Origin of the sequence: Paenibacillus foliorum (assembly GCF_013141765.1) — a bacterium.
In the GTDB taxonomy this organism is placed as follows: domain Bacteria; phylum Bacillota; class Bacilli; order Paenibacillales; family NBRC-103111; genus Paenibacillus_S; species Paenibacillus_S foliorum.
In genome coordinates, this window is the sequence record NZ_WHOD01000003.1 from 178963 (window position 1) to 190888 (window position 11926).

At 47.3% G+C, this 11926-nt stretch carries 11 protein-coding genes; all 11 read right to left on the reverse strand.

Translation table 11 applies throughout. The annotated features are described in order from the left end of the window. Positions 1–85: 85 nt before the first annotated feature. Positions 86–2698 (reverse strand): bifunctional acetaldehyde-CoA/alcohol dehydrogenase, encoded by a 2613-nt coding sequence (adhE, locus tag GC093_RS00735; protein ID WP_171649925.1) that lies wholly within the window; start codon positions 2696–2698, stop codon positions 86–88. Positions 2699–2819: 121 nt separating this feature from the next. Then, positions 2820–3359 carry a ribosome hibernation-promoting factor, HPF/YfiA family gene (gene hpf, locus GC093_RS00740; protein ID WP_171649926.1) on the reverse strand — a complete coding sequence of 180 codons (540 nt, stop codon included), beginning with the start codon at positions 3357–3359 and terminating at the stop codon, positions 2820–2822. Positions 3360–3415: 56 nt separating this feature from the next. Continuing rightward, positions 3416–3952: a hemerythrin domain-containing protein gene (locus GC093_RS00745; RefSeq protein WP_246313207.1), complete on the reverse strand. Its 537-nt coding sequence runs from the start codon at positions 3950–3952 to the stop codon at positions 3416–3418. Positions 3953–4055: 103 nt separating this feature from the next. Next, entirely contained in the window at positions 4056–4589 is a 534-nt protein-coding gene (locus tag GC093_RS00750; protein ID WP_171649927.1) for a DoxX family membrane protein, read from the reverse strand. 144 nt (positions 4590–4733) lie between these two features. Further along, positions 4734–5165, reverse strand: coding sequence for a universal stress protein (locus GC093_RS00755; protein ID WP_171649928.1), 432 nt, complete (start codon positions 5163–5165; stop codon positions 4734–4736). An 84-nt stretch (positions 5166–5249) separates the two neighbouring features. Then, positions 5250–6023, reverse strand: coding sequence for a formate/nitrite transporter family protein (locus GC093_RS00760; RefSeq protein ID WP_171649929.1), 774 nt, complete (start codon positions 6021–6023; stop codon positions 5250–5252). A 69-nt stretch (positions 6024–6092) separates the two neighbouring features. Continuing rightward, positions 6093–6611, reverse strand: coding sequence for a hemerythrin domain-containing protein (locus GC093_RS00765; RefSeq protein ID WP_171649930.1), 519 nt, complete (start codon positions 6609–6611; stop codon positions 6093–6095). Between the two features lie 229 nt (positions 6612–6840). Next, positions 6841–8112, reverse strand: a complete 1272-nt coding sequence (locus tag GC093_RS00770; protein WP_171649931.1) for a methyl-accepting chemotaxis protein — start codon at positions 8110–8112, stop codon at positions 6841–6843. Between the two features lie 173 nt (positions 8113–8285). Continuing rightward, positions 8286–8807, reverse strand: coding sequence for a hemerythrin domain-containing protein (locus GC093_RS00775; RefSeq protein WP_171649932.1), 522 nt, complete (start codon positions 8805–8807; stop codon positions 8286–8288). Positions 8808–8825: 18 nt separating this feature from the next. Continuing rightward, positions 8826–9590 (reverse strand): pyruvate formate-lyase-activating protein, encoded by a 765-nt coding sequence (gene pflA / locus GC093_RS00780; RefSeq protein ID WP_171649933.1) that lies wholly within the window; start codon positions 9588–9590, stop codon positions 8826–8828. 31 nt (positions 9591–9621) lie between these two features. Next, positions 9622–11892, reverse strand: a complete 2271-nt coding sequence (gene pflB, locus GC093_RS00785; protein ID WP_171649934.1) for a formate C-acetyltransferase — start codon at positions 11890–11892, stop codon at positions 9622–9624. Positions 11893–11926: the final 34 nt, after the last annotated feature.

An 11926-nucleotide genomic window follows, 5' to 3' on the forward strand; every position in this document is an offset into this window, starting at 1 on the left:
ACTTCCCATAGAATACTTTACGATAAAGCTCCGTCTGCTCTACTCAAACCTCCCATAGAATGCTTCACGATAAAGATCGCCTGCTCTACTCAAACTTCCCATAAAATGCTTTCCGATAAAGCTCAGCCAGCTCTGTTACCAAAGGCATCCTCGGATTTGCGGTCGTGCATTGGTCTTCGAATGCGCGGTCAGCCAGTTCGTCGACGCGGGTTTCGAGCAGCTGGGGATCAATTCCGAGCTCCGCGAAGGAAGACTGGATTCCTAGCGCCTGATTCAACTTGCGGATTGCCTCGATCAAGCTGTTCACGCCTTCCTCTGTCGTCCTCGCCGGAAGCCCCAGAATACGGGCAATTTCAGCATAGCGTAGATCTGCAATAAAGTGTCCGTATTTCGGGAACGAAGCAAACTTCGTTGGCTTTTGAGCGTTATAACGGATGACATGAGGCATTAAGATCGCATTGGTCCGACCATGTGCGGTATGAAATTCGCCTCCCCATTTATGCGCTAAGCTGTGGTTGATTCCCAAGAAAGCATTCGCGAAGGCCATACCTGCAATAGTAGAAGCATTGTGAATCTTTTCTCTCGCCAACGTATCCCCTGTAGCCCAAGACTTTTCCAAGTATTCAAATACCAATTGAATAGCTTTGATCGCCAAGCCATCGGTGTAGTCGTTGGCCATTACAGACACATACGCTTCAATCGCGTGAGTCAGCACATCCATACCAGTATCAGCTACCGCTGTTTTAGGCAAGCTGTACACATAATCCGGGTCGATGATGGCTACATCCGGCGTAAGCTCGTAATCTGCTAGCGGGTACTTGGTATTGCCTTCCCGTTTATCCGTAATAACGGCGAAGGAAGTCACTTCCGAGCCGGTCCCTGAAGTCGTCGGGATTGCAACGAATTTAGCCTTTTTCCCCAACCGCGGATATTTATAGACCCGCTTCCGTATATCCATAAATTTTTGCTTCAATGACTGGAAGCTCGTATCCGGGTATTCATAAAACAGCCACATCGCCTTTGCCGCATCCATCGGGGAGCCCCCGCCCAAAGCAATAATGCAGTCCGGCTGAAAGCTCTCCATCATTTGGGTACCGCGCTCTACCGTATCTACAGACGGGTCAGGCTCTACATCCGCAAAAACTTCGATATAAACGGGTGTTTTACGTTTCCGCAAATAATATTCAACACGTTCCACATAGCCGAGCTTTACCATCATCGGATCCGTTATGATTAGAATTCGGGAAATATCCGGCATTTTCTCAAGATATTGTGTCGAGCCTTTTTCAAAATAAACCTTAGGCGGAATCTTAAACCACTGCATATTCACGGTTCGATAGGCAACACGTTTGATGTTAAGCAGGTTGACCGCCGTTACGTTCGAGGTTGTAGAGTTATGCCCATAGGAGCCGCAGCCCAAAGTTAAGGACGGCAGGTTCGTATTGTAAATATCTCCGATAGCGCCATGGGTAGAAGGTGCGTTTACAATGACACGGCCTGTTTTGAGAGCCGCTGCAAAATCTGCAATAACTTGATCATCCTTGGAATGAATCACCGAGGAGTGCCCCATGCCGCCATATGCTGTCACTTCGGCTGCCCGGTTGATGCCTTGGGCCGCATTTTTCACTTTATAGCAAGCCAGAACCGGACTCAGCTTCTCAGCAGACAGCGGATAAGCTTCACCTACTCCAGTCAGCTCAGCTACCAGAATTTTCGTATCCGAAGGTACAGAAATACCTGCCATCTCAGCGATCTTGACAGCCGGCTGTCCTACGATAACAGCGTTAACGGCACACTTCTCAGGATTGATGACCAGCTTGGACACCGCTTCCGTTTCTTCCTTATTCAAGAAGTAGCAGCCCATCTCACTCATCAGGTGTTTGGTTTGTGCATAGACGGGCTCTTCAATGATAACCGCCTGCTCAGAAGCACAAATCATACCGTTGTCGAATGTCTTAGATAAGATCAAATCCGTAACCGATTGCTGCAAATCAGCTGTTTTCTCGATAAAGCAAGGTACATTGCCCGGTCCGACACCTAGTGCTGGTTTACCCGTGCTGTAAGCGGCTTTTACCATAGAGGAGCCTCCTGTTGCAAGTACCAGCGCCACGTCCGGATGATTCATCAACAGGCTGGTTGCCTCCAGAGATGGATGCTCGACCCACTGAATGCAGCCCTCAGGAGCACCAGCCTTTACTGCCGCCTCCATTACCGTTCGAGCAGCGGCTTCACTGCACTTCTGGGCTGAAGGATGGAAGGCAAAAATAATAGGATTACGCGTCTTTATTGCAATAAGTGCCTTGAACATCGTAGTGGAGGTAGGGTTCGTTACCGGTGTTACACCTGCCACAATACCGACGGGCTCGGCAACCTTTTGATAATTTTCATAAGCATTATCTTCAATCACGCCGACCGTTTTATCATATTTGATGCTGTGATAAATATACTCGGAGGCGAATAAATTCTTAGTAATTTTATCCTCATAAACCCCTCTGCCCGTCTCCTCAACGGCCAGCTTAGCAAGAGCCATATGCCGATCCAATCCGGCTAAAGCCATTTGCTGAACGATGGTATCCACCTGTTCCTGGTTCAGCTGCATGAAGGAATGGAGCGCCTTCTTTGCCTTTTCTACCAGCCGATTCACTTCTTCCTGCGCCGGAGTTCCACCTGTAGCTTCCAGCTTCTCTTTTACAGCCATTAGTCCCGCCTCCATGATTCGTATATTTTTCCACTCTGATACTTTGTTTCCATTTTCGAGAATATCCGCATGACACAGGTGATAGATAACTGCTTGGTTAGAATAATAACTTATCGCAGAATCAAGCTTGTGAGATATGCCCGAAAGAGCCATCTTGGCGCTTATAGACTAGCTCCGTCAGATTCGTCTCCCGATTATGGAACAGATGGAAATCATGGTCCAGCAGCTTCATGTTCAGTATCGCTTCCTGCACATCGACCGGCTTCAGAAACACATTCTTCGTACGGACCACTTCGAAATCTTCGGCTCCCGCCACCTCGACTTCAGCGATATTCGCAAGCTCAGGAATTTCAAGCCCCTGCTTGCGCAGTCTGCCTTGGACCTTTTCCTTCAGCTTCCGCATCCGGCGCTCCAGCTTATCAGCTGCCAGATCAATGGCTGCGTACATATCGTCCTGCTTCTCTTCCACTCGCAGCGTCAGTCCGTAAAACCGTATCGTTACCTCCACTGTATGCTCATGCTTATGACCCTGCACAGATAGGGTTATATGCATATCCCCTTCTACATCGTACATACCGATAGGTTTACCTAGCTTACGTTTAGCATAGTCGCCAAGAACCGAGGTAACTTCCATGTTTTTTCCATGTATGATCTGTCTCATCGTGATCCGCCCCTTACTTTTTTTGAAAATAACTTACTTTGTGAACCTTCGCTTTTTCAGGAAAATAAATAATCCAAATCCGTTAAAACCTGTTCGGTCATTGGAAAAACAAGCTGTTCTTCCTTCGCCAAATGTTCTTTAAGAATCCGGCAAGCATGAATAAGATAAGCCAAAGCCTGATGAAGCTGTCCAAGCTCCGATTCCTGCTTAACTTCATGAACGGCTCTTAAAAAATACTGTATATACTCCTCAGCCAGTTCATGATCTTTCTCCAGCGCCCAGAATGAAGGGATCATTGAAGGCGATAGTTCTTGGTGAAAATAGTTATTTAGAAAAGGAAACAGCTCCTTCTTCTCCCATTCGGAGTGCCGCTCCAATTCCTGCATAAATGCCTTCACCCAAAGTCTCAGATGCAAAAGCGATGGGAGAGCCTTGCTCATGTCTGTTTCCTGCTCTAGCTGCCTGGCCTGACTCTCCATATCCAACAGTACCTGCATGAGCTCACCGTGCTCCTGGGTCAAACGATCCAGTGCCGCGGATAATTCAGTCGAGTGTGCAGTACCTGACTCCATTGAATGATAATTATTTTTCATGCACATTCCCTCCAATATGAAGCATTTCTTCCTCTGCCTTCTGGCTACTACACGGCCCCCAAGGTGTAAAGGCAAGGCGCTTAACACTCAATGAGACTAGAGGTTAAGCATGATTTGGCGTGTGGCCGTTTTTACCCTTGACCCCATGATTACGGTGATCGAACCAATGATGCATGTAGGGGAGCAAGTAATGATCAACACCGAATTTACCCGCGTTTGCCCCGGCAAGAATGATGATCCCTCCAATCAATACCAGCCATGGATTTGTGCTCACGGTGCCAGCGAACAGAAACATGAAATTCATCAGTAGGCCGAAGAAAGCGGCAATGGTAGTTAAGCATCCTAGCAAGAGCCCAAGACCTACCAAAAATTCCCCAAAAGGTATCATGATATTGATTAATTTGACGTTAGGAACCGCAAATCCATTCAGAAAAGCCGTGAAGGTCGGATAAACAAGCTCGTTTGTGGCTTTGTCAATGACCGGCTTGGCTGCCGCGTTTTTCAGAAATCCACCGGCGTCAAACCCTGCCGTAAGCTTATGCCAGCCTGCCGTCAACCAGCTATAACCAAGGTACAAACGAGTAATCATTAGAATTACCGCAGCATATTTGTTCCCTCTAAGCCAATTAACTAACATGGATACCATCTCCTATTAGAATTTGTTTTGTTCTTTCTGACTCCAGTGTAGCTGAATTCGGCAGGTTAGTATGTGAAATTAATCACATGATTGAAAGGAAATCAAGCCTCCTTTTTTATTTAAGCTCGCCGCTTTTTCATGTAGTTACTTAATAATTAACACCGGAGCTTCAGCGTGTTGTACAACATAATGGCTGACACTTCCCAGAAACATCTCCTTCAGTCCAGTAAGCCCTCGGCTGCCCATAATAATCAGATCGGAGCCCTGCTCATTTGCGAATTGGAGAATTTCGTTCTCCGGAGTTCCTTGTATCAATGAAACTGAATGAGGATTTGCCAATGTCGACAATTCTTTCTCCAGTCTCTTCACAATCTCGTTTCCATATTTCAGATCGGATTCATAAAAATTTTCAGTAATAACGGGATAAGCACCTGCTATAAACGCATGAAATTTTACAACGATAATAACATGCAAAGCAATATCCACATTTGTTTGAGCGATTTTTACGGCCTTGTCCAACGCCTTTTCAGATAATTCCGAACCGTCAAAAGCAACCAAAATCTTAGTGCAAAACATATTGTACACCAGCTTTCCAGTAGAATTGCTTTAAGTATACGTCCTGCAAGCACGGATGGATGTGAGATAAATCACGGTAAACATTTATTGAAGTGATTTGCGATAAGCCAAACGGTATATTCCTGCAACGAACAGGCTGCCGCCAACGGCATTTCCCAGGAAAACAGGAACAAAATTGGTTACATACTGAGCCCAAGTCGCCTGCCCTGCAAAAATACTTGCCGGTATTAGAAACATATTGGCGACAACGTGTTGAAATCCTAGAGCGACAAAGGCCATAGTAGGGAACCAAACTGCAAGGATCAACCCGGAGCCTTCGTCTGAACCATTAGCCATCCAGACGGCCAAAGAGACCAACCAATTACAGCCGATCCCCGAGATAAAGGCTACGAGGAACGGTTCCTCCAGCTTAGCATGGGTCATAGCCACGGTTTGAGCTAAGTACGGCCCATGCTCCGTCATCCCTCCGAGATGACCGAACACGTAAGCAACACAGATGGCTCCAGCGAAGTTGCTTATAGTGATGATCAGCCAGTTCTTAGCTACCTGCCAATAGGAAGCCTTGCCAGCCATAGAGGCGAAGGGCAAAGCCATCATGTTGCCGGTGAGAAGCTCACCCCCTGCAACCAAACAAAGTATAAGACCTAACGGGAATACCGCAGCTCCCATAAAGCTCCTGAAGCCTTCCCATTCAGGAGGCAAGCCCGCGCTTACTCGGATGGCTAATAAAAATCCAAGTGCAATAAATGCCCCCGCAGCAAAACCAAGCGGAAGCTGGACAGAAAGCGGCATATTCGCTTTTTTCACCCCGGCCTGCAGGGTTCGCAGGGCGATTTGATCCGGTTTAACAAAGCCCATTACTACCCCTCCATATTAAAAGTTATGTTATCGAATAAGCCTCAGATATCCGATTATCGATTCGCTAATTCAAAAGCCACCATAGTTATTTGAACGATCCGTCATTGCAGTGATAATCTCTTTTTCTTTACGGAAATGATTGTTCAGTATAGCGTGAGCTTGCAGCAAATAAGATGCCATTTCTCGGGCTTCCATACCATCTACAGGTTTAACAATCCCTTCAACCGCTTCAAGATAGGCATCAATAAATAGTTCAGCCAATTCATGCTCCTGCTCCATCAAAGTGAATTGTTGGAGTTCTTCACCGAAGTACCAAGCGATCATTGGAAACATAGCTTCTTCTTCCCAGTTCATATGTCCTTCCAGATCTCTTTGAAAAGCGGCAGCGTTGTTTCTTAAATCTCGCAGCGCACCGCCCCAGTTGATCACATCCTCATTCAAGCCTATTGCTTTGGCCTTACCGTATAATTCACTAAGCTGCTCCTGCAGAAATACATGCTCCTCTTCCAGCCTTTGAACCGCTTCATTCAATTCATATAGCGGATGTCCAATTGTAGTAAATAGAGTAGTAGACATATGTTCTTTCATAGGGTATCCCTCCGTTTTGATAAGGCTGCTGCCTTTTTATAATCAAAGTATAGCTCTACGAAATCACTTTGAATGTGAAAATAATCACAATCAATAAAAAAAGAAGCAGCCTCCCCCTTGCATCTAAGGAGGATTCTGCAGGCAGGAACCGCTTACGATTCGAGCAATCAGCTGCATGATCGTGCTGCACCTTCGGCTGCGCTTCATTTCTCCGCTTTCGTATTACGTGCTACGTGCGGAACACGGATGCTTTTTCTTTCAGTAAATCCGATTGACGCTGCAGCAATTCAGAAGAGGAAGCAATTTCCTGCATGAATGCGCTTTGCTCCTGAGTAGAGGCAGCTGCTTGCCGAGCGGAATTTAATATATCTTGCGAAATGGTATCTATGATTCGTTGCTTCTGTCCAGCATCCTGGATTTTTACCGCTTGCTTATCTACCGTCTGAGCGATACGAAGTACGGCGCCTTCCGTTTCATGGGCACTGCTTCTAATCATCTGAAGAGCTTGTTCCGTCTGCTCCCCCTTAGATGCTTCCCGATGCATGGCTTCTCCTTGCTGCTTTAACCGTTCCACAACGTCATCCACTTTACTCTGAATTTGCCAAATTAGCTCATCAATCTCTTGAGCAGACTTCGAGCTTTGCTCGGCTAGCTTCCTTATCTGCAGAGCAACAACTGAGAATCCACGTCCTTCCTCGCCAGCTCTGGCTGCCTCGATGCTTGCATTCAACGCAAGGAGATGCGTTTGCGAGGCAATCTCACCTACCAGATGGGTCACGTTCCCAATTTCCTTGGCATACACTTCTAGCTGCGCTGCCACCTCGATGGTCTCTCCCCCTGACTCGGATAACCCCATTAGGGTATGCACCAACGATCTGACGACTTGACTGCTCTCCTCAATCGTTTGGACCATTTGCGAGGAGAAGGTACATGTTTGTTCCGCTTGCTCGCTCACCTCAATCGCAGCTTGCGTTACTTGCTCCATAGCTTGGAAGGATTGCATAAACTCCGCCTTCTGCCGTTCTGCTCCTGTAGCAATCTTCTCTGAAATCAGGGAGATCCGCTCCGCTTGATTTGTAGCCTGCAGGATCGCTTCACTAAGCGCCGCTGTGCTTTGGCTCGCTGCTACTGCGTTCTGTGTGATATCTTGAACGATCTTCCTAAGCTGATTGACCATAAAGCTGAAGGACCGGTTCAAAATACCAAGCTCATCCTTGGAACGATGCTCGGGAATGGTAAGCTGCAGATTTCCCGCAGCAGCTTCATTAGCGACAGCCGTGAACTGCAATAACGGCTTTACGATCCATCTCGCCATGAGCCAACCAAGAAATCCCGTCCAGAATATACCCATACCAAGGGTCAATGAAATGAACATCCAATCCGGTAGAAGTCCAGCAAACCTATCCTTTAATACAAAAATAAAAAAGGCACTGGTTCCATAAGTTACAGCAGAAACACCCGTTACGCCGATGACCATTTTTTTTATCAAACCGAGTGACATGAAGCAGCCCCCAAATCCATAGTATTGACTCTTTTGGATTATACACAATGTTGGCAGAAATTAACTATGACAAAAATCATAGGTAACCCCTAAGCAGGTTGAGGACTGCTGAATTCTAGACAAGAAAAGCCCGATATCCAGTCAAAAACCGGATACCTGACTTTTCTCGTTGATCAGATTACTGCATCCGTATCCATGAATAGCTCTTCTTCCAAAGGAAGCATGGTTTCCTCTTCTGTTTGCAGATGCTCTTTGACCAATCGGCATGCTTGCAGCAGCTGATCGGTTAAACCGGAGCATGAAGGACGCTTTTGCTGAGCTAAGCAAATATCCGCTTCATCCAAGAAATAACCGAAAAACAAGTTAGCTAGTTCATGCTCATGCTCCAGCATCCATAGTGACGTCGTTGTATGAGGACGGTCAGGCAATTGGAAATATTCCGTTAACAGGGGAAACAGCTCGTTATCCTCCCACTTCGAATGATTATCCAGCTCCGCAATCACGCTGAGCGCTTGATCACGCAGGTCTGCCAGCTTACTTACATATTCTGCTGGCCTCTCTATTTTATTAAGAAGCTTGGCCTTATTTTCTAATTGATGGATAGCGTTGTATAAACAAATATGCTCATTCTTGAGGCGTTCGAAAGCAAAGGTAAGATCAGTTGGGTTAGCTTGCTTCTGCTTTAATTCAGTCATCGATCCTCAGCTCCTGTATCAGGTAAGTTCCACTCTGTCTTCCAAATTCATTGTCCCAAGAGATGCTGCAATACCCGATTGCATAATTCCCCATGCACGTTCCACCTCGCGCTCGGACGGTGTAGGCACACCTTCTAACGGGTAAGCTTTATTTAGCTGCTGCCATTTATATATGCCCATGCGGTGATAAGGAAGCAGCTCAGTCTTTTGCACATTTCCCAAAGTTCCTATAAAAGATCCCAGAGCATATAAATCTTCAAAGCTGTCCGTAATGCCAGGAATCAGAACATGGCGGATCCATACCGGTTTCCTATGCTCCGACAGCCAGCTGGCGAAACGGTGAATCCTATCATTAGATTGGCCTGTTAGGGCTTCATGCTTCGCCTTATTCATCTGCTTCAGGTCAAGTAACACAAGATCCGTAACTTTCATAAGCTCTTCTGCATGATCCGGCTCACAAAAGCCGGAAGAGTCAAGTGCTGTATGCAACCCGTACCGCGCCTTGCACTCCTTGAACAATTGAGCCACGAAGCCTGCCTGCAGTGTTGGCTCCCCACCGGTGACTGTAATGCCTCCTCCGGACCTTCGGTAATACTCCAAGTAAGGCTCCAGCTCTTTAAGTATCTCATCTACTGTGACCTGCTTTCCTCCCTCGGTATCCCATGTATCCGGATTGTGGCAGAACTGGCATTGCAGTGCGCAGCCTTGCATGAACAGAACAAAGCGAATACCCGGCCCGTCCACCGTTCCGAAGGTTTCTATTGAATGAATTCGGCCTTTCATACAGGCCACGCTCCTCTCTTGTGCTGTAGTTCTAGATGGCTCCGTGGAACGTGCGGTTGATTACATCAAGCTGCTGCTCCCTGGTTAATTTGATAAAATTAACGGCGTAACCCGAAACGCGTATCGTCAGCTGCGGATAGTTTTCTGGATGCTCCATCGCATCGAGCAGCTGCTCACGTTCGAACACATTGACGTTCAGATGATGTCCTCCGCTAGCCGCATAGCCATCCAACAGGGATACCAAATTGTTGATCCGCACCTGTGGCTCTTTGCCAAGCGCCTTTGGAACCAGCGAGAAGGTGTTGGAAATTCCGTCTAAGCTGTGCTCATACGGAATTTTGGCCACCGATGCAAGCGAGGCGAGCGCACCTTTGCGGTCCCGCCCGTGCATCGGGTTAGCTCCGGGTGCAAATGGCTCTCCCGCTTGTCGGCCGTCCGGCGTGCTCCCGGTTTTCTTCCCATACACCACATTGGAAGTGATGGTGAGCACCGACATCGTTGGCATAGCGCCCCTGTATGCCTTGTGCTTGCGCAGCTTGTTCATGAACGACTCTGCGAGCTCGACTGCCAAGCCGTCGACTCGATCATCATTGTTGCCGTATTGAGGGTATTCCCCCTCGATCTCGAAATCGACAGCAATCCCCTTCTCATTACGAATAGGGCGGACTTTCGCGTATTTAATAGCGCTCAAGCTATCGGCGACAACGGACAGGCCGGCGATCCCGCAAGCCATCGTACGTAAAATCTCACGATCATGCAGCGCCATTTCAATACGTTCATAGCAATATTTGTCATGCATATAGTGAATAACATTCAATGTGTTCATGTATAGGCGTGCCAGCCAATCCTGTACCCTTTCAAATTTGGCCTTCACTTCAGCAAAGTCAAGAACCTCCGATGTGATAGGAGACATCTCAGGTCCGACTTGAATGCCCAGCTTCTCATCAATGCCTCCGTTAATGGCATATAACAAGGCTTTGGCCAAGTTTGCCCGGGCACCGAAAAATTGCATTTGCTTCCCTATGCGCATCGCGGATACGCAGCAGGCGATTCCGTAATCATCACCGAAATAAGGACGCATCAAATCATCGTTTTCATATTGGATGGAGCTCGTTTCAATCGAGACCTTCGCGCAGTACCTTTTGAAGTTTTCCGGTAGCGCTGTGGACCAAAGAATGGTTAAGTTCGGCTCCGGTGCCGGTCCGAGGTTATACAGCGTATGCAGAAACCGCATGGAGTTTCGAGTTACGCGTGTCTTGCCATTCAACCCCATTCCACCGACAGATTCAGTAACCCATGTGGGATCCCCACTGAACAGCTCATTATAATCCGGGGTCCGCAGAAACTTTACAATCCGCAGCTTCATCACAAAATGATCTATGATTTCCTGCGCCTCAGACTCGTTCAAAGTCCCTTCAGCCAAATCGCGCTCGATATAAATGTCAAGGAAGCTCGATACACGCCCCAAGCTCATCGCAGCACCGTTCTGCTCTTTAATAGCAGCAAGATAAGCAAAGTACAACCATTGAACCGCTTGCTGTGCATTGATGGCAGGCTCCGAAATATCGAAGCCGTACGATAGTGCCATACGCTTCAATTCCTCTAGACTGCGAATTTGTTCCGAAGTCTCCTCTCGGGCGCGAATAACCTCCTCTGTTATAGAATCCACTTCAAACTGCAGAAGGTCTTGTTTCTTCTCTGCAATTAACCGATTTATCCCATAAAGTGCAACCCGCCGATAATCCCCGATAATACGTCCACGGCCGTAAGCATCCGGAAGCCCGGTAATAATACCGGCTTTTCGAGCTGATCGCATTTCCGTCGTATAAGCATCGAACACGCCTTGGTTATGGGTCTTGCGGATTTCAGTGAATAACTGCTCTATGTCCGATGGCAGCTTGTATCCGTAAGCTTCGCAAGCATCAACTGCCATTCGGATGCCCCCGTATGGTTGGATGGAACGCTTCAGCGGAGCATCTGTTTGCAAGCCGACAATCCTTTCGTACGATGAATCAATGTATCCGGGCCCATGTGAATTAATGGTCGATATCGTGTTCACATCGATGTCAAGCACGCCGCCATTCTCCCTCTCCTGACGGAGCAATTCACCAACCTGAAGCCAAAGCGCCTTCGTTGCATCTGTAGGAATAGCCAGAAAATCCTCATTTCCCTCATAGGGTGTTATATTTCTCTCAATAAATGAATTAATGTCAATGTGCTTCTGCCAGGCACCCGGTTTAAATGCCCGCCACGCATTTGTCGCTGCTTCTTTTTTCACAATATCGGATTCTTTCATTACCATCTGACAACACCTCCGCAATTGTTTTACAAGCATA

Bases quoted from the DNA above. Each gene is read 5' to 3' on its own strand.
- adhE (WP_171649925.1), bottom strand. From the start codon at position 2,698: ATGGCTGTAAAAGAGAAGCTGGAAGCTACAGGTGGAACTCCGGCGCAG.
- hpf (WP_171649926.1), bottom strand. From the start codon at position 3,359: ATGAGACAGATCATACATGGAAAAAACATGGAAGTTACCTCGGTTCTT.
- GC093_RS00745 (WP_246313207.1), bottom strand. From the start codon at position 3,952: ATGAAAAATAATTATCATTCAATGGAGTCAGGTACTGCACACTCGACT.
- GC093_RS00750 (WP_171649927.1), bottom strand. From the start codon at position 4,589: ATGTTAGTTAATTGGCTTAGAGGGAACAAATATGCTGCGGTAATTCTA.
- GC093_RS00755 (WP_171649928.1), bottom strand. From the start codon at position 5,165: ATGTTTTGCACTAAGATTTTGGTTGCTTTTGACGGTTCGGAATTATCT.
- GC093_RS00760 (WP_171649929.1), bottom strand. From the start codon at position 6,023: ATGGGCTTTGTTAAACCGGATCAAATCGCCCTGCGAACCCTGCAGGCC.
- GC093_RS00765 (WP_171649930.1), bottom strand. From the start codon at position 6,611: ATGAAAGAACATATGTCTACTACTCTATTTACTACAATTGGACATCCG.
- GC093_RS00770 (WP_171649931.1), bottom strand. From the start codon at position 8,112: ATGTCACTCGGTTTGATAAAAAAAATGGTCATCGGCGTAACGGGTGTT.
- GC093_RS00775 (WP_171649932.1), bottom strand. From the start codon at position 8,807: ATGACTGAATTAAAGCAGAAGCAAGCTAACCCAACTGATCTTACCTTT.
- pflA (WP_171649933.1), bottom strand. From the start codon at position 9,590: ATGAAAGGCCGAATTCATTCAATAGAAACCTTCGGAACGGTGGACGGG.
- pflB (WP_171649934.1), bottom strand. From the start codon at position 11,892: ATGGTAATGAAAGAATCCGATATTGTGAAAAAAGAAGCAGCGACAAAT.